Annotated in this window: 19 protein-coding genes; 10 read left to right on the forward strand and 9 right to left on the reverse strand. The window is 65.3% G+C overall.

The window, feature by feature from the left end; all coding sequences use genetic code 11:
• Positions 1 to 23: 23 nt before the first annotated feature.
• On the reverse strand, positions 24 to 590 hold the full coding sequence (gene efp, locus LIW09_RS08235) for an elongation factor P (protein ID WP_256645172.1): 567 nt from the start codon (positions 588 to 590) through the stop codon (positions 24 to 26).
• Between the two features lie 93 nt (positions 591 to 683).
• Here efp and epmB point away from each other — a divergent pair, with 93 nt between their 5' ends.
• A complete protein-coding gene (epmB, locus tag LIW09_RS08240) occupies positions 684 to 1,706 on the forward strand; it encodes an EF-P beta-lysylation protein EpmB (protein WP_256645173.1) in 1,023 nt (340 codons plus the stop codon).
• A gap of 67 nt (positions 1,707 to 1,773) precedes the next feature.
• Positions 1,774 to 3,873 carry an EAL domain-containing protein gene (locus LIW09_RS08245; RefSeq protein WP_256645174.1) on the forward strand — a complete coding sequence of 700 codons (2,100 nt, stop codon included), beginning with the start codon at positions 1,774 to 1,776 and terminating at the stop codon, positions 3,871 to 3,873.
• A 54-nt stretch (positions 3,874 to 3,927) separates the two neighbouring features.
• On the opposite strand, the gene htpX is transcribed toward LIW09_RS08245, so the two are convergent.
• A complete protein-coding gene (gene htpX, locus LIW09_RS08250) occupies positions 3,928 to 4,785 on the reverse strand; it encodes a protease HtpX (protein WP_256645175.1) in 858 nt (285 codons plus the stop codon).
• An 89-nt stretch (positions 4,786 to 4,874) separates the two neighbouring features.
• Between htpX and gluQRS the strand changes: the two genes are divergently transcribed.
• The 5 genes from gluQRS to LIW09_RS08275 all read left to right on the forward strand — a co-directional run bounded on the left by gluQRS (position 4,875) and on the right by LIW09_RS08275 (position 8,354).
• Entirely contained in the window at positions 4,875 to 5,783 is a 909-nt protein-coding gene (gene gluQRS / locus LIW09_RS08255) for a tRNA glutamyl-Q(34) synthetase GluQRS (protein WP_256645176.1), read from the forward strand.
• Positions 5,784 to 5,822: 39 nt separating this feature from the next.
• Positions 5,823 to 6,563 carry an acetoacetyl-CoA reductase gene (phbB, locus tag LIW09_RS08260; RefSeq protein WP_256645177.1) on the forward strand — a complete coding sequence of 247 codons (741 nt, stop codon included), beginning with the start codon at positions 5,823 to 5,825 and terminating at the stop codon, positions 6,561 to 6,563.
• Between the two features lie 45 nt (positions 6,564 to 6,608).
• The gene (locus LIW09_RS08265) at positions 6,609 to 7,046 is read left to right on the forward strand and encodes a cytochrome c (protein ID WP_256645178.1); all 438 of its coding nucleotides are present in this window, start codon (positions 6,609 to 6,611) and stop codon (positions 7,044 to 7,046) included.
• Positions 7,047 to 7,275: 229 nt separating this feature from the next.
• Positions 7,276 to 7,755: a glycine zipper 2TM domain-containing protein gene (locus LIW09_RS08270; RefSeq protein ID WP_256645179.1), complete on the forward strand. Its 480-nt coding sequence runs from the start codon at positions 7,276 to 7,278 to the stop codon at positions 7,753 to 7,755.
• A gap of 98 nt (positions 7,756 to 7,853) precedes the next feature.
• Positions 7,854 to 8,354, forward strand: coding sequence for a DUF456 domain-containing protein (locus LIW09_RS08275; protein ID WP_256645180.1), 501 nt, complete (start codon positions 7,854 to 7,856; stop codon positions 8,352 to 8,354).
• An 86-nt stretch (positions 8,355 to 8,440) separates the two neighbouring features.
• On the opposite strand, the gene LIW09_RS08280 is transcribed toward LIW09_RS08275, so the two are convergent.
• Both LIW09_RS08280 and LIW09_RS08285 read right to left on the reverse strand, forming a co-directional pair.
• The gene (locus tag LIW09_RS08280) at positions 8,441 to 8,836 is read right to left on the reverse strand and encodes a hypothetical protein (RefSeq protein WP_256645181.1); all 396 of its coding nucleotides are present in this window, start codon (positions 8,834 to 8,836) and stop codon (positions 8,441 to 8,443) included.
• Positions 8,833 to 10,353, reverse strand: a complete 1,521-nt coding sequence (locus LIW09_RS08285) for a fumarate hydratase (protein WP_256645182.1) — start codon at positions 10,351 to 10,353, stop codon at positions 8,833 to 8,835. Before LIW09_RS08285 ends, LIW09_RS08280 begins: the two co-directional genes overlap by 4 nt.
• Before the next feature lie 35 nt (positions 10,354 to 10,388).
• Here LIW09_RS08285 and LIW09_RS08290 point away from each other — a divergent pair, with 35 nt between their 5' ends.
• On the forward strand, positions 10,389 to 10,964 hold the full coding sequence (locus LIW09_RS08290; protein ID WP_256645183.1) for a TerB family tellurite resistance protein: 576 nt from the start codon (positions 10,389 to 10,391) through the stop codon (positions 10,962 to 10,964).
• Between the two features lie 127 nt (positions 10,965 to 11,091).
• Entirely contained in the window at positions 11,092 to 11,901 is an 810-nt protein-coding gene (locus LIW09_RS08295) for a ferredoxin--NADP reductase (protein WP_256645184.1), read from the forward strand.
• A gap of 7 nt (positions 11,902 to 11,908) precedes the next feature.
• On the opposite strand, the gene LIW09_RS08300 is transcribed toward LIW09_RS08295, so the two are convergent.
• A complete protein-coding gene (locus LIW09_RS08300; RefSeq protein WP_256645185.1) occupies positions 11,909 to 12,319 on the reverse strand; it encodes a hypothetical protein in 411 nt (136 codons plus the stop codon).
• Complete coding sequence (locus LIW09_RS08305; protein WP_256645186.1) at positions 12,316 to 12,801, reverse strand: glutathione peroxidase; 486 nt, start codon at positions 12,799 to 12,801, stop codon at positions 12,316 to 12,318. The genes LIW09_RS08300 and LIW09_RS08305 overlap by 4 nt, the downstream gene beginning before the upstream one ends.
• A 153-nt stretch (positions 12,802 to 12,954) precedes the next feature.
• Between LIW09_RS08305 and LIW09_RS08310 the strand changes: the two genes are divergently transcribed.
• Positions 12,955 to 15,135, forward strand: a complete 2,181-nt coding sequence (locus LIW09_RS08310; protein WP_425507876.1) for a M3 family metallopeptidase — start codon at positions 12,955 to 12,957, stop codon at positions 15,133 to 15,135.
• 72 nt (positions 15,136 to 15,207) lie between these two features.
• Here LIW09_RS08310 and LIW09_RS08315 read toward each other — a convergent pair whose 3' ends face one another.
• The 3 genes from LIW09_RS08315 to LIW09_RS08325 all read right to left on the reverse strand — a co-directional run bounded on the left by LIW09_RS08315 (position 15,208) and on the right by LIW09_RS08325 (position 17,344).
• Positions 15,208 to 15,933 (reverse strand): PdaC/SigV domain-containing protein, encoded by a 726-nt coding sequence (locus tag LIW09_RS08315; RefSeq protein WP_256645187.1) that lies wholly within the window; start codon positions 15,931 to 15,933, stop codon positions 15,208 to 15,210.
• Positions 15,934 to 16,191: 258 nt separating this feature from the next.
• Positions 16,192 to 16,401, reverse strand: coding sequence for a cold-shock protein (locus tag LIW09_RS08320; RefSeq protein WP_139717747.1), 210 nt, complete (start codon positions 16,399 to 16,401; stop codon positions 16,192 to 16,194).
• 226 nt (positions 16,402 to 16,627) lie between these two features.
• Positions 16,628 to 17,344, reverse strand: a complete 717-nt coding sequence (locus LIW09_RS08325) for a pseudouridine synthase (RefSeq protein ID WP_256645188.1) — start codon at positions 17,342 to 17,344, stop codon at positions 16,628 to 16,630.
• Positions 17,345 to 17,430: the final 86 nt, after the last annotated feature.

Raw genomic sequence — 17,430 nt, forward strand, 5'->3', positions numbered from 1 at the left:
GCAGCGCAAGGGAGGGAACAGGATCACTTCACGCGCGAAACGTACTCGCCGCTGCGGGTATCGACCTTGATGACCTCGTCCTGGCCCACGAACAGCGGCACGCGCACCACCGCGCCGGTTTCCAGGGTGGCCGGCTTGCCGCCGCCACCGGAGGTATCGCCGCGCACGCCCGGATCGGTTTCGGTGATCTTCAGCTCGACGAAATTCGGCGGGGTGACCTGGATCGGGCTGCCGTTGAACAAGGTGACCACGCAATCCTCCTCGCCCTTCAGCCACTTGGCGGCATCGCCCACGCCAGCCTTGTCGGCCTGCACCTGCTCGAAGCTTTCCTGATTCATGAAGTGCCAGTACTCGCCATCGGAATACAGGTACTGCATGTCGGTATCCACCACGTCTGCCGCTTCCACCGAATCAGTGGACTTCATGGTGATTTCCTGCACGCGACCGGTGCGGATCTGGCGGTAGCGCACGCGGGTGAACGCCTGCCCCTTGCCCGGCTTGACGTAGTCGGTATCGATGATGATGGAAGGCTCGTTGTTGACCAGGATTTTCTGGCCGTTTTTGACGTCGTTCATGCCCAGAGTGGCCATGGGTGCTCCTTGGGGCCACCCGGCCGGGCGGCTAAACTAGGGGATTCCGGATATTCCGGCATCGCCGGAACGGTTTTTTTTTTGCAGCCCGACATGATACCCGCAGCCCCCATCCCAATGCAGCAGCCCGATTCACCACGCTGGCAAGCCGCGTGGCGCCAGGCCGTGCGCGACCCACGCGAACTGCTGGAAATACTCGGCTTGGGCGCACTGGCGCAGGGCATTTCCGAGGCTGCCGCGACGCAATTTCCGCTGCGGGTGCCGCGCGGCTTCATCGCCCGCATGCGCCACGGCGACCCGGCCGACCCGCTGCTGCGCCAAGTGCTGCCAGTGCTGGAGGAAGAGCGCATCGTGCCCGGCTTCGCGCTGGACGCCGTCGGCGATGCCGCCGCCCGCCGCGGCAATGGCGTGATCCACAAGTACAACGGGCGCGCCCTGCTGATCGCCACCGGCAGTTGCGCGGTGAACTGCCGCTACTGCTTCCGCCGCCATTACCCCTACGCCGAAGACACCGCTGCCGCCGGGGGCTGGCGCGAAGCGACGGCGCTGATCCGCGAGGACGCCTCGATCCACGAAGTCATCCTGTCCGGCGGCGACCCGCTGTCGCTGGCCGACCACAAGCTGGCCGACCTGACCGATGCCCTGCGCGACATCCCGCATCTTCGCCGCCTGCGCATTCATTCGCGGCTGCCGATCGTGCTGCCGGAACGCATCGATGCCGGCCTGCTGGGCTGGCTGCGGTCGCTGCCCTGGCCGGTGGCCGTCGTCGTGCATGCCAACCACGCCAATGAATTCGATGCCTCGGTGGATGCGGCCCTGGCTGCCCTGCGCAGCACCGGCGCCAGCCTGTTGAACCAAGCCGTGCTGTTGCGCGGGGTCAACGATTCGACCGCCGCACTGGCGGCGCTGTGCGAACGTGGCTTTTCCGCCGGCGTGCTGCCGTATTACCTGCACCAGCTCGACCGCGTCACCGGCACCGCGCATTTCGAGGTCGATGATGCCCGCGCGCTGGCCCTGCATGAGTCGCTGGCTGCCCGCCTGCCCGGCTATCTGGTGCCCCGGCTGGTGCGTGAAATAGCCGGCAATCCGGGAAAAACACCGCTGCGCCCGCTCTAGGAAACGGCATCGTTGGCGCCGGATGTTGTAGCCTTCCCCTCTCGACCCGCCACCCGCTCCCCCGCACATGGCCACAGGCAAGGACTCTGCACTCCGACTCATGCTCGTTGCCGATCTGGTCAACGAGGCCGAAGCCATGGTCAGCCGCCTGCGCAACGCCGGCACCGCGGTGCGCCCGCTGCGCCCGGAATCGCTGGACGAGCTGACCCAGATGCTTGCCCAGCAACCGGTGGACATGGTGCTGGCCGATCATGCTGCGGTGATGGTGCCCTTCGAACAGGTCGCCAAGGCAGTGATGGGCTGCGGCCGCGACGTGCCCCTGCTGGCGGTGCTGGACGGGGTGACCGACGAAATCCTGGAGCAGGTGCAGGCGCTGGGCGCCCAGGCCGTCGCCTTGCGCAGCCGGCCAACGCAGTTCCTGAAAAGCGTGCTGACCGAATGGCATGACCTGGAGGCGCGCCGCTCGCAGCGCCGGCTGGAAGCGCAGATGCGCGAGACCCAGCGCCGCTGCGACATGCTCATCGACTCCTCGCGCGAGCCGATCGCCTATATCCACGAAGGCATGCACATCCGTGCCAATCAGGCCTATCTGGAAATGTTCGGCTTCGCGTCGTTCGAGGACATCGAAGGCATGTCGCTGCTTGATCTGGTGGCACCGGCCCATGTGAATGCATTCAAGTCCCTGCTCAAGGGACTGTCCAAGGGCGAAGATCCGCCGCCGCGCTATGAGCTGACCGCGCACGATATCGATGGCAACGAATTTCCCGCCGTAATGGAGTTTTCTGCCGCGCAGTACCAAGGCGAGCTTTGCCAGCAGGTCATCTTCCGCCACCAGGCCGCCGAAGCGGATCCCGAGCTGGCGCGCGAGGTGGAGGAACTTCGCCAGCGCGACCAGGCCACCGGCCTGCTCAACCGCCCCACCTTCCTGCGCATGCTGGAAGACGCCGTGGTGGATGCCGCGCAGCGTCAAGCGCAGTACGGCCTGCTGCTGCTGGAGCCGGACAATTACCAGCGCATCCTGCATGAAATCGGCCTGGACAGCGCCGATACGCTGCTGTCGGAAATGGCCGACTGCCTGCGCAACGCGCTTGCCATCGAAGTCGCCGAGGGCCGCGTGCAGCTTGCACGCTTCAGCGAACACAGTTTCGCGGTGCTGGCGCACAGCGACCACACGCTGACCTTCAACCTTGCCGAACGCATCCGCAATGCGTTTTCGGCAGGCGTATTTGAAGCCGGCGGGCGTTCCAGCTCGATCACGGCGAGTATCGGCGGCGTGCAGATCGGCGAAAAAATCGCCAGCGTCACCCAGGTTCTGGCCAAGGCCAGCCACGGTGTGCAGTCTTCCGTGGCCGTGGGCGGCAACCACATCGAGATCTTCGACCCCAGTGCCGTGGATCGCGCCGAAGAAGAACGCATCCAGGCTTGGGTCGAACGGCTGCGCGATGCTCTGGCCAACGATCGCTTCCTGCTGCACTACCAGCCGATCATCCATCTGCTGGGCGAACCGCGCGCGATCTACGAAACCTATCTGCGGCTGGATACGGGCACCGGTGAAACGGTGACACCGATGAGCTTCCTGCACATCGCGGAGGAGCATGGCCTGCTGGGCCAGATCGACCGCTGGGTGATCGGCCATGCAATCGACAAACTGGGGGCGCGCAAGCGCGCCGGCAAGCCGGTGGCGCTGCTGGTCAAGATCACCCACGCCTCGTTGCTGGATGCCAGCCTTCCGGAGTTCATCGGGGAACAGCTGGCAGCGCACGGCGTGGACGGCAGCTCGCTGTTGCTGCAGGTGCCGGAGTCGAAGGTCTTCATCAACCTGCGTGCGGCACAGGAATTCTCGGCGACCATCGGCAAGCTGGGCGTCAAGATGGCGCTGGAACAGTTTGGCGCAGGGCTGGACTCCTTCCAGCTGCTGACCCACTTCGTTCCCGGCCTCGTCAAGATCGACCGCAGCTTCATGGAAGACCTGTCCAAGAGCAGCACAAGCCAGCATCGGGTGCACGAACTCGCCCAGAAGGCACGCGAACTGGGCATCCGGAGCATCGCCGAGTTCGTGCAGGATGCCGCCAGCATGTCCATCCTGTTTTCCAGCGGCGTTGACTACGTGCAGGGCGACTTCCTGGCCATGTCGGGGCCGGACATGAACTACGAGTTCGAGGCCTGATCGACACACCGGGGCCGCCGTTCTGCGTGGCCCCGCTGCCCCGCCCAGCCGCGCCTAACCTGCCTGGCGCAGCGCCGCGATGCGCGCCTCCAGCGGCGGATGGCTCATCAGCAGGCGCTGCACGCCGCTCCCGTTGATGCCGAACGCAGCCATCTGCTTCGGCAGCGTGCTTTCCGCGTGGGCCTGCGCCAGCCGCTCCAGTGCGGCGATCATGTTCTGCCGCCCTGCCAGTGCTGCGCCACCGGCGTCGGCACGGAATTCGCGCTGGCGCGAGAACCACATCGCAATCATCGAGGCAAACAGGCCAAACACCATTTCCAGCACGAACACGACGATGTAGTAGCCGAAGCCCGGCCCGCGGTCGCGATCGCCGCTGATGGCACCGTCCACCACCCGCCCCACCACGCGCGCCAGCACGATCACGAAGGTGTTCAGCACGCCCTGCAGCAGAGCCATGGTAACCATGTCGCCATTCGCCACATGGCTGATTTCATGGCCCAACACCGCTTCGGCCTCGTCGCGGCGCATCGCCCGCAACAGCCCGCTGGACACCGCCACCAACGCGTTGTTGCGGTTGGCGCCGGTGGCGAAGGCATTGATCTCCGGGGCGTCGTAGATCGCCACTTCGGGCATGCCGATGCCGGCGGCCGCCGCTTGCCGGCGCACGGTGCCCAGCAACCACTGCTCTGCCTCGTTGCGCGGCTGGACGATGACCTGCGCGCCGGTGGTGCGCTTGGCGATCCACTTCGACATCAGCAACGAGACGATCGACCCCCCGAAGCCAAACAGCGCGGCCATCACCAGCAAGCCGCCAAACTGCCGCGAATCCACGCCGAGAAGCGACATCACGATGCTGACCAGCGCCAGCACCGCCAGATTGGTGGCCAGGAACAGAAACATGCGTTTGAACATGGATAATCTCAGCCTTTCAACGCGATTACGCGGACTCCTTGGCTAATGTGGCCATGCAGCCGCAAATTCAACATGGAAACCTGAACGCAATGCCCGAGGCACGCTACCGGGGCCGCTTCGCTCCCTCGCCCACCGGCGAGCTGCATCCCGGTTCACTGCTGGCTGCGCTGGGCAGCTGGCTGCTGGCGCGTCAGGCGAATGGCGAATGGCGGGTACGGATCGAGGACGTGGATCCGCCGCGCGAAGTCGCCGGTGCCGCGCAGGGACAGCTGCAGACGCTGGCGGCATTCGGGCTGCACCACGATGGCGCGGTGGAGTACCAGAGCCGGCGCGACCATCGCTATCAGGCTGCGCTGGAGCAATTGCAGGCGACCGGGCTGGCCTTTGAATGTCACTGCAGCCGCAGCGAGCTGGCCGCCGCCAACGGCATCCATCGCCGCTGCGTGGCCACCTTCCGTCGTCCCGACCCTGCCATTCGCCTGCGCGTTCCCGACGGCTGCACGATCACCTTCGACGACGCCGTGCATGGCCGCATCACCCAACGCGTGGACGTCGAGGTCGGCGACTTCGTCCTGCGCCGCAGCGACGGCCTGTGGGCCTACCAGCTGGCGGTGGTGGTGGATGATGCCGACCAGGGCATCACCGATGTCGTGCGCGGCGCCGACCTGCTGGATTCCACGCCACGCCAGATCCTGCTGCAGCGCGCGCTGCAGCTGCCAACGCCGCGCCACGCGCATCTGCCGCTGCTGCTGGGCGCGGACGGCCGCAAACTGTCGAAATCCGACGCCGCGTTTCCCGTGGGAGTGGCCGACCCCGTTGCCACGCTGCACAGGCTATGGTCACTGCTGGGGCAACCTGTGTTGCCGGCTGCGGCGCAGCGATCGGCCGCCGCGTTCCTGCACGCCGCGATCCCGGCATTCCAGCTGGAGCGCGTACCCACCGACGGTGTTCCGGCTTCCGCCGCAACGCACAACGCAAACCCAGCCCGGCATGCCTAGAATCAAACCCGTACCTTCGCCTCGCACAAGGAGCACCACATGAGTTCCAGAGTTGCACTGGTCACCGGCGGCACCGGTGGCATCGGCACCGCCATCGTCAAGCAACTGGCCAACATGGGCCACAAAGTGGCAAGCAACTACCGCAACGAGGACAAGGCGCGCGCCTGGCAGCGACAAATGAAGGCCGATGGCTACGACGTGTTCATCGCCAGGGGCGACGTGACTTCGCCGCAGGAGGCCGAATCGATGGTGCGGGAAGTGGAGGCCACGCTGGGGCCCATCGACATCCTGGTGAACAACGCCGGCATCACCCGCGACGGCACCTTCCACAGGATGAAATCGGAGCAGTGGATGGACGTCATCAACACCAACCTCAATTCCTGCTTCAACGTCACCCGCCCGGTGATCGAAGGCATGCGCGAGCGCAAGTGGGGCCGCATCATCCAGATCAGCTCGATCAACGGCCTGAAGGGCCAGTACGGGCAGGCCAATTACGCCGCGGCCAAGGCCGGCATGCACGGCTTCACCATTTCGCTGGCGCGCGAGAACGCCCGCAATGGCGTGACCGTCAACACCATCTCGCCCGGCTACATCGCCACCGACATGGTGATGGCAGTGCCGGAGGACGTGCGCGCCAAGATCGTCGCCGACATCCCCACCGGGCGCCTCGGCACGCCGGAGGAGATCGCCTATGGCGTCGGCTTCCTTGCCGCCGAACAGGCCAGCTGGATCACCGGCTCCAATCTCGATATCAACGGCGGCCACCACATGGGCTGGTAAAGTCCAAGCCCTGAACCTCGACGCCATCGACAAACCGGAGCCGCAATGTCCACATCCGAACCTGTTGCCCGCAAACCCAATGCGGGACGCTACCTGTTCCTGCTTCTCCTTGGCCTGGCCATCGGCGTGGTCGCCACGGTCATGGCATTGCGTGCCCTGGAAGCACGCAAGGATCATTTCCCAGCGGCGCTGATGGAAGTCCAGGGCTGGCACATGGGCCAGCTGAAGTCGGCGATGGAGCAGAACCGCTGCAATCCCACCGACGTGCTGCCGCACCTGCAGGCGCTGCGCATGACGTCCAACGACCTGGAACCTGCATTCGCCGATCTGCGCGACGACGAGCGTTTCAGGAGCGCGGCGGCCGCCATGCGCGGCGCCGTGGACAAGGCGATTGCCGCGCCGCCGATGAGCTGCGAAAGCCTGGCCGGGACCATGAAATCGATCGGCGACACCTGCAAGGGCTGCCACCGCGACTTCAAGTAAGCGCTCCATCCACGGCTGCGCTTGGGCAAGGGCCGCCAGACTGGCGGCCTTCGCTTTTGGGGCGCGCCAACCGGCAATGGACGTTTCACGCCACCCCCACCTCGGTGAACCGCCACTGATCGACTCGGCACGTCGTCGGCCAATGTGGGCTGCGGTTCATGCGGCGAAGCACAGGATCGGGCTATCACGGCTCCGCCGCGATCATTCCCCCACCCGAAGGAGAGAGAACATGGCCGTTCGCATTCAAAGCATCCTAGGCACCGCGGCGCTCGCCCTGGCGTTGGCCGCAAGCACGGGTTGCGCCAGCACCGGCTCCTCCGGCTACGGCTACGGGAACGACTCCGGCGGCGGTTACGGCAACCGTCACGGAGACAGCTGCAGCAACTGCGGCACCGTCACCCGAATCACCGTGGGCGGCGCGTCCGGCACGACGGGCGCGGTCATCGGCGGCATCATCGGCGCAGTAGCTGGCCATGAGATCTCGTCGCACACCGGCGGCAGCAAGGGCAACCAGAACCTGTCCGCTGTCGCCGGCGCCGCCGCTGGCGCAGTCGCGGGCAACGCGATCCAGAAGAACCGTAGCGAGGGTTACACCGTGCACGTCCGCATGGACGACGGGCGCACCACGACGGTGACCCAGATGAACGTCTCCGGGTTCCACGAAGGGTCGCGGGTCCGCATCGAGAACGGGCAGGCCTGGCTGCAATAACCCCATCGCCGGCGCCGCATGGGGAACGGCCCGCCTTGGCGGGCCGTTCGCATGTCCAGCACTGGCAGAATGACGCGACATCACCCGAGCGAGGCCACATGGATCCGACTGCGCTGTACTACCTGCTCGCAGCCCTGCTGGTCCTGGTCGGCTTGGCCGGAACGGTGCTGCCCGCGCTGCCCGGTGTACCGCTGGTATTTGCGGGCTTGCTGTTGGCCGCATGGGCCGACGGTTTCCGGCATGTGGGCGCACCCACGCTGGCCGTGCTGGCCATTCTCACCGCGATCTCGGTTGCAGTGGATTTCTGGGCCACCGCACACGGCGCCAAGCGGGTTGGTGCCAGCCGATTGGCCATGCTGGGCGCCGCCATCGGCACCCTTGTCGGCCTGTTTTTTGCGTTGCCCGGCCTGCTGCTGGGGCCATTCCTGGGGGCACTGGCCGGCGAGCTGCTGCATCGGCGCAGCCTGCGCATGCACGCGGTCGGCCATGCCACCAAGGTCGGCGTGGGCACCTGGTTCGGCATCCTGCTGGGCATCGCGCTCAAGCTGGCGCTGGCCTTCGCCATGCTGGGCTTGTTCGCCCTGGCCTGGTGGCTTTAGCCGCACGACGGCACGGCGAGCCTTACCCGAGCAGGCGTATCCCGAAGCCGGGCGATGCGCCCGCTGAGTGCAGGCGCAACACCACCTCAGTCCCCGTAAACAAGCCAATAGCGGGCCGGGTCTTCGCTGGAAAACGTGCGGATGGAAATGCCGCGCTCGCGGCACAGGATTTCCCCGTATTCGCTGCCTTCGATGTCGTCCAGCAACTCGACGAACGCAATCCGCACCGCAGCCAACTCCCCCTGCACCATCGCATCGATGATTGGCTGGATCTCGGCGGTATCAACGGTGGCCAACAGCTCTTCCAGCACCAGCAGCCGGCTTGCACCGACGGCGCGACATTCATCAGCCAGCATCCGCCAAATCGCGATCGACACTTGCTGCGAGTCGGTGCCGTCGAACACATGGGCGCGCAGATAGCCGGGCTCGCTGTCGAAACGAATCCTGAAACCCGGCCCGTCAACGATGCGCGAACCGCTCAAGTCAGCACCGTCAGCGGGATCTTGCCGATTCGCGCCTGCCATTCGCGCGGCCCGGTCTGGTGCACCGAGGTGCCCCGTGAATCCACCGCCACGGTCACCGGCATGTCCTTGACCTCGAATTCGTAGATCGCCTCCATCCCCAGATCCGCAAACCCCACCACCCTGGCGGCCTTGATCGCCTTCGACACCAGATAAGCCGAACCGCCCACGGCCATCAGGTACACCGACTGGTGCTTCCTGATCGCCTCCAGCGCCGCCGGGCCGCGCTCGGCCTTGCCGATCATGCCCAGCAGGCCGGTCTGCGCCAGCACCTGCTCGGTGAACTTGTCCATCCGGGTCGCCGTGGTCGGGCCAGCGGGCCCCACCACCTCATCGCGCACGGGATCCACCGGACCCACGTAGTAGATGAAGCGCCCGCGCAAATCCACCGGCAGCGGCTCGCCCTTGTCGAGCATGTCCACCATGCGCTTGTGCGCGGCATCGCGGCCGGTCAGCATCTTGCCCGAGAGCAGCAGCACCTCGCCCGGCTGGAAGGTCTGCACCTCGTCGCGGCTGATGGTGTCCAGGTTCACCCGACGCGCGTTTTGCGGGTTGTAGGTCAGCGTTGGCCAGTCGTCCAGCGACGGCGGCGCCAGCGCCACCGGGCCGCTGCCATCCAGCGTGAAATGCGCGTGCCGCGTCGCCGCGCAGTTGGGAATCATCGCCACCGGCAGGTTGGCGGCGTGGGTCGGGAAGTCCTTGATCTTCACGTCCAGCACCGTGGTCAAGCCGCCCAACCCTTGCGCGCCGATACCCAGCGCGTTGACCTTTTCGAACAACTCGATGCGCAGCTCTTCGACCCGGTTGCTCGGACCGCGCGCGATCAGCTCCTGGATGTCGATTTCCTCCATCAACGACTCTTTCGCCAGCAGCATCGCCTTCTCGGCGGTGCCGCCGATGCCGATGCCCAGCATGCCCGGCGGGCACCAGCCCGCGCCCATGGTCGGCACGGTCTTGAGCACCCAGTCGACGATGGAATCGGAGGGGTTGAGCATCGCGAACTTGCTCTTGGCTTCGCTGCCGCCGCCCTTGGCCGCCACGATCACGTCCAGCTTGCCACCCGGCACGATCTTGACGTTGACCACGCAGGGCGTGTTGTCCTGCGTGTTGATGCGCTTGCCGGCGGGGTCGCGCAGCACGCTGGCACGCAACTTGTTGTCCGGATCCAGGTAGGCGCGGCGCACGCCTTCGTTCACCGCATCTTCCAGCGAGCCGGTGAAGCCTTCCCAGCGCACGTCCATGCCCACGTCAAGGAACACGGTGACGATGCCGGTGTCCTGGCAAATTGGCCGGTGGCCTTCCGCGCACATGCGCGAGTTGATCAGGATCTGCGCCATCGCGTCCTTGGCCGCGGGCGATTCCTCGCGCTCCCAGGCGGCGGCGAGGCTCTTGATGTAGTCGACCGGGTGGTAATAGCTGATGTACTGCAGCGCATCGGCGACGGACTGGATCAGGTCTTCTTGCTGGATGGCGGTCACGGATCTGCGGAATTTCGGAAGGGAATGGGATGCGCATGATAACGCCCCCCCTTTTCAGCGGCCTGCCGGTGGCGCAGGATGCGGGTAAGGTCAATCGGGGGAGCGACATCATGGGCGGCAGCGACAACACATCCGGGAAATTCGAAGGGTTCCGCGGCGTTCTCAACGACATCGGCCTGCTGCTGGCCGATCTGGTCGGGCTGGGCAAGCCCGATAGCCAGCAGCAGATGGTCATCGAGGTCATCTTCGGCTTGATGGGCTATGTGGCCAAGGCCGATCGGCTGGTCAGCAGCCACGAATCCAACCTCGCCAACACGATCATGGACGAAACCGACCTGTCGATGGCCGCGCGGCGCATCGCCATGGAGGCCTTCGAACGCGGGATGGCACGCAACATCAACGTTCCCGCCGAACTGCTGCGCTTCACCGACGCCTGCCCGGCCGGCTCGCCGAACGCCGAACGGCTGTATGACGCATTGCTGCGCCTGGCGGCATCGGACGGCCGCCTGGATCCCCGCGAGTACGACACGATGGTGCAAGTGACCCAGCAGCTCGGGCTGCCTGCGGCCACCCTGGAAAACAAGCTGGCCATGTTCAACGTCCGTCGCTGAGCCTGCGCAACGGGCAGCGCTGCGCCGCACGTGCACGGCGTAGCGGGCTGCGGATTTTCTCGCCGCCCCGCGCGATGCTGCATTGCGGCGTAAAATAGGCCGCTGCACAGCAGCTCCCCCCACGCACATGGCCTCGCCCTTCGGCACCGAAACAGTGCTTGATGTTCGTCACTGGACGGACGCCTACTTCAGCTTCACTACCACCCGTGACGATGGCTTCCGTTTCGACAACGGCCAGTTCGTGATGATCGGGCTGGAGGTCGAGCAGCCGGACGGCAGCCGCAAGCCGCTGATGCGCGCTTATTCGATCGCCAGCGCGAACTGGGAAGAGCAGCTGGAATTCTTCAGCATCAAGGTGGCCGACGGCCCGCTGACCTCGCGCCTGCAACACATCCGGCCCGGCGATAGCCTGCTGATCGGTCGCAAACCGACCGGCACCCTGCTGATTTCCGACCTGCACGCTGGCCGCAACCTGTACCTGCTCGGCACCGGCACCGGGCTGGCGCCGTGGTTGTCGGTGATCAAGGATCCGGCGACCTACGAACGCTTCCAGCGCGTGGTGCTGTGCCACGGCGTGCGCGGCGCGCATGACCTGGCCTATCGCGACTACATCGAACACGAACTGCAGGCCCACGACCTGCTGGGTGAAATGCTGCGCGGCCGCCTGCTGTACTACCCGACGGTGTCGCGCGAGCCATTCGAGTACCGCGGGCGCGACCACCATGGGCGCATCACCGACCATCTGGAACAGGGCAAGGTCGCGCAGGCCCTCGGCATCGAAGACCTCGACCCGGCGCACGACCGCGCGATGATCTGCGGCAGCCCGCAGATGCTGGCCGACTTTCGCGGGATACTCGACCGCCGCGGCTTCACCTCGTCGCCGCGCATCGGCACCGCCAGCGAATACGTGTTCGAGCGCGCGTTCGTCGAAAAATGACCGCCGGCTAGCCGCCACCGTAGCGCAGCCACAGCAACGCATCGCTTTCATTGCCAAACACGCGCGCCCGATAGCCACGCTCCAGCGCGAGCTGTTCGACATATTCGATCCGTGGAATCTGGTCGAGGCGACCTTCGACATAGGCGATCTGCACGCGCTCCAGGCCCATGCCGCTGATTTCATCGAAAAAACGGGCAAGGTCAGCGTCGCCCATCACCTCGCCCGGCAATTCGTCCAGCACCAGCAACTGGCCGGCGCCGCATTCGCGGGCACGCTCCGCAATCCGCAGCCAATACTCGCGGGTCACCGCCAGATTGGCCTCGGCCGCGACCGCCCCCAACAAGCGTACTGTCAGCAGCGGCGGCTGGAAATCAAATTCCAACCGATACCCATTGCCCACCAGCGCCGGCTGGATCATGCCAGCGCCTTTTCGATGTCGCCACGCAGCGATTCCGGTGTATCCGTGGGTGCATAGCGACGGATTACCCGCCCGTCGCGCCCGATCAGGAACTTGGTGAAATTCCACTTGATCGCGCCGATGCCCAACAAGCCGCCCTTTTCCTGCTTCAGCCATTTCCACAGCGGGTGCGCACCAGCCCCGTTCACCTCGACCTTGGCGAACATGGGGAAGGTGACGTCATAGCTCAGCGAGCAAAATTCGCGAATCCCGGCCGCATCACCGGGCTCCTGATGGCCGAACTGGTCGCAGGGGAAGCCCAGCACCACCAAGCCCTGGTCGCCATACGTGCGCCAGAGTTGTTCCAGGCCGGCATATTGCGGGGTGAAACCGCATTTGCTGGCCACGTTGACCACCAGCAACACCTTGCCACGCCATTGCGACAGCGGTTGCGCGCTGCCATCCAGGCGCGTCGCCTCGAAATCATGTGCAGTTGCAGTCATTGGCCACCTGGTGGGTCCTGATCGCCATTGTGCAGGCCACCTTGCACCTTGCACACCCTTGACAACGACAACAGCCAGCGGGGTCGGCCATCATCACGCGCTTCAAGCGCATGCGCTACCCTAACAGCTTGTCGCTGCCCCTTCCGAGATGCCATGAATCGTCCTATTGCCCGTGTGCTCGCCATCGCCATCGCAACCGCCCTTGCCGGCTGCGCCACCACCGCGCCCGTCGCGCAGAAGCAGGAGGCTTCGATGACTGCCGCCCCCGCCCCGGCCTACAGCGGCCCGTTCGCTGCACCCAGCCCGCTGGAACTGAACTACCCGCAGTTCGACAAGATTGCCGACAGCGACTTCGCCCCGGCCTTCGACGCCGGCATGGCGCAACAGCTGCGGGAAATCGACGCGATCACCCGCAACCCGGAAGCGCCGACGTTCCAGAACACCATCGTGGCGATGGAAAAGAGCGGCCAGCTGCTGAACCGCGCGACCAGCGTGTTTTTCAACCTTGTCGGCACCGACAAGAACGACGCCCGCGAGAAGCTGGAAACCGACTATGCGCCGAAGTTTTCCGCGCATAGCGATGCCATTGCGCTGAACCCGGCGCTGTTTGCCCGGATCAAGGCGCTGTACGACACCCGCGACAGCCTTGGCCTGGATGCCGTGGACAAGCGCCTGCTGGAAAAGCGCTACCAGGACTTCGTGCGGGCCGGCGCGGCGCTGACCGACGCTGAAAAGGCGCGCGTTCGCGACATCAACACACAGCTGTCGAAGCTTGGCACGCAGTTCGACCAGAACGTGCTTGCCGAGGTGAACGATTCGGCCGTGGTCGTGGATGATGCGGCCCAGCTCAAGGGCTTCAGCAATGAGCAGGTCGCCGCCGCAACGGAAGCCGCCAAGGCACGCAAGCTGGACGGCAAGTACGTCATCGCCTTGCTCAACACCACCGGCCAGCCCGCCGAAACGCAGCTGGAAGATCGCGCGCTGCGCCAGCGCATCCACGAAGCCTCGGTGGCGCGCGGCAGCCGCGGCAACAAGTTCGACAACACCGGGATCATCGCGCAGGTGCTCAAGCTGCGCGCCGAGCGCGCGCGCCTGCTGGGCTACGACACCTATGCCAACTACGTGCTGGCCGACGAAACCGCGGCCAACCAGGACAACGTCAACCGGATGCTGCGCCAGCTGGCGCCCAAGGCGGTGGCCAATGCCCGCCACGAAGGGGAAGCGCTGCAGTCGATGATCGACAAGGCGCAAAAAGCCAGGCACCAGCCGTCGTTCCGGCTTCAGCCCTGGGACTGGGCCTACTACAGCGAAAAAGTGCGGCAGGCCCGCTACAACTTCGACGAATCGCAGCTCAAGCCGTATTTCGAAATGAAGAACGTGCTGGAAAACGGCGTGTTCTACGCCGCCCACCAGCTGTACGGCATCAGTTTCAAGGAACGCACCGACCTGCCCAAATACCGCCCCGACATCTTCACCTACGAGGTGTTCGACAAGGACGGCAGCGAGCTTGCGCTGTTCATTTTCGACCCCTACGCCCGCGCCTCCAAGCGTGGTGGCGCCTGGATGAACACCTACGTGGCGCAGTCGGGGCTGACCGGCGAGAAGCCGGTCGTGGCCAACCACCTCAACATCCCCAAACCCTCGGACGGCCAGCCCACGCTGCTGACGTGGGATGAAGTGACCACCGCCTTCCACGAATTCGGCCACGCGCTGCACGGCTTCTTCCAGGACGTGCGCTATCCGTATTACTCGATGAACGTGCCGCGCGACTTCGTGGAATATCCGTCGCAGGTCAATGAAATGTGGGCAGACTGGCCGGAAGTGCTGGCGCACTATGCCAAGCACTACCAGACCGGCGAAGCGATGCCGAAGGCGCTGCTGGACAAGGTGATCGCCGCTTCCAAGTTCAACCAGGGCTTTGCCACCACCGAGTATCTGGAAGCGGCGATGCTGGACCAGCGCTGGCACCAGCTGCCGCTGGAGCAGATCCCGCAAGCGTCGGGGGTGATGGCGTTCGAGGCGCAGGCGCTGAACGCGGACGGTTTCGACTATGCACCGGTGCCGCCGCGCTACCGCACGCCCTATTTCAGCCACATCATGGGCGGCTACGCGGCTGGCTATTACGCCTACATCTGGTCGGAAGTGCTGGCTGCCAACACCTCGAAATACATCCGCGAACACGGCGGCCTGACCCGGGAAAACGGCGACCACCTGCGCCAGTTCGTGCTGGCCCCGGGCGGCGAGATCGAACCCGGCAAGCTGTTCCCGAATTTTGCCGGCTATGAGGCGAAAATCGAACCATTGCTGGAGCAGCGCGGGCTGAATACCAAGTAATCCCGCCACCAGCAAGCCCAGGCAGCGCCGCCGCAAGGCGGCGTTGCCGTTTGTGCAACGCGGCGACGCCCGTCAGCCCGCCCGGAACAGCGGCCGATAGGCCGGCGCCACCAGCGGCACCAACACGCTGGCCGGCACTTCCACTACTTTCTTGCCGTCCGCGTACGTGCCGACCTGTTCGGGCGGGAACACGAAGCGCAGCGCACGAATGCTGCCATCGGCATTCATCACCGGCTCGAAACGGGAGAAATTCGCCGCCTCCGGCGCAGTACCGGCATCGATCTTCCGGCTCCCGTTTTGCAGCCGTTGGCCGCGATCGTCGGCCTCAGCGGTATCCGCATCCAGCTGCTGCGACAGCCCGGTCAGCAGGCGCTCGCGCACAAAGTCAGACACCGGCTTCCAGTTGGCCGCATCCGGGATCAGCTGCTCGGCGGCGAGCATCTGCTGCATCTGCGGCAGCCACACAAAGCGCTCCAGCAAGGGCCTGCCGTGCGCGCCGCCGGTGTAGCTGCTGCCTTCCGCGGCGACCACCACGACCCGCGGCGTCTCCACCACGCTGCTGAACTGCAGGCTGAGGTCGTAAGGCGCCGCCGGCTTGGTTCCATGCAACCTGGCCGTCGCTTGCATCAACTGCTGGCGCGCCGCTTCCGCATAGTCGTGCACGGCCTGCGCCAAGGGTGGGTAGTGCGCGGCCACCTGCGGATAGCTGATGCCGATGATGTAGTCGGGCGTGGTTTCGATCACATCCCGCAGGTCAACGGCCACGGCCGGCGCAGCGCCCGCCAGGGAAGGCTGCACGGCAGCGTGCGTATCCGGCGCGACAGCAGCCCCGGCCGCCGCTGCGGGGTGGCTTCCGCGATTGCAGCCTGACAGCAGGGCCAAGGCCAGCAACAGAGGAACTGCACGCGGAATCGTGATGGGAATGGAACGCATGGGCGGGACAACGCTGGGGGAATGGGCGGCACGGACGCAACCGGCGCGCATGAAGTTTGACACGATCCCCAAAAAGAAAAAGCCCGGCAAATGCCGGGCTTTTCTGCGCGATGCGCGGGCGAATTACATCGCCTGCACTTCGTCGGCCTGCAGGCCCTTCTGGCCCTGCACAACCTTGAAGGAGACCTTCTGGCCTTCCTGCAGGGACTTGAAGCCGGTGCCCTGGATCGAGCGGAAGTGGACGAAAACGTCCGGGCCGCTTTCCGGGGTGATGAAGCCGAAGCCCTTGGCGTCGTTGAACCACTTGACGGTACCCGTCTGACGATCCGACATGTTTGCTACTCCTGGATAACAGTTTGGAATTGACACACGACCTGCACACGCAGGGCGCGACTGTCGAGCAAGGGGTAACGCACACGATGTAGCGGATCGCGATGGATCTACCGCATCGGGTCACGATGTACCGTGATCCCGCTTGAAACAGTGGGCGAACCATAACCTGTTTTCGGGCGCCTGTGTGAGCTCGGGCGAAGTTTTTTTCGCCCCCCGGAATACCCGCTTACCAGTCGGCATGCTCGGGCAGCAACCCGCGCAATTCGGCGTCGCTGAGGTTGCGCCACTGCCCGGGTTTCAGGTGGCCCAGTTTCACGTTGCCGATCCGCGCCCGGTGCAATTGCTTGACCCGGTAGCCGAAATGCGCGGCCATCAACCGGATCTGCCGGTTCAGCCCTTGGACCAGCACGATCCGGAAGCCGAAACGGCCCAGCTTGCCGGTCTTGCACGGCAGCGTTGGCTGCCCGTGCACCGGCACCCCGCCACGCGCCATCGCGCGCAGGAATTCATCGGTGACCGCATTGTTCACCGCGACCAGATATTCTTTTTCCAGCTTGTTTTCGGCGCGCAGGATCCGGTTGACGACATCGCCATTGCTGGTCAGCAGGATCAACCCTTCCGAATCCTTGTCCAGGCGGCCGATCGGGAAAATGCGCTGCTCGTGGCCAACGAACTCCACGATATTGCCTTTGACATCGGCCTCGGTAGTGCAGGTGATGCCCTCCGGCTTGTACAGCGCGATATAGACGTGGCGCCGCTGGCCCTTGGCAGCACTGCGCGCAGACAACGCATTGCCGTCGATGCGAACCTCATCACCTTCGCCCAGCTCCGCGCCGATCCGGGCACGCAGCCCATTGACGGTCACCCGGCCCTCGGCAATCAGGCGATCCGCCTCGCGGCGGGAGCAGTGGCCGGTGTCGGCGATATGTCGGTTCAGGCGCATTGGGCAGGGATTGTACGGCAACCCATTGCGCCGCTACCCACTTCTTCCAATGGCCGCTGGCGGCTACGCTGCGAACATTCCCCTCC

Source organism: Thermomonas paludicola, assembly GCF_024498955.1.
GTDB classification, from domain to species: domain Bacteria; phylum Pseudomonadota; class Gammaproteobacteria; order Xanthomonadales; family Xanthomonadaceae; genus Thermomonas; species Thermomonas paludicola.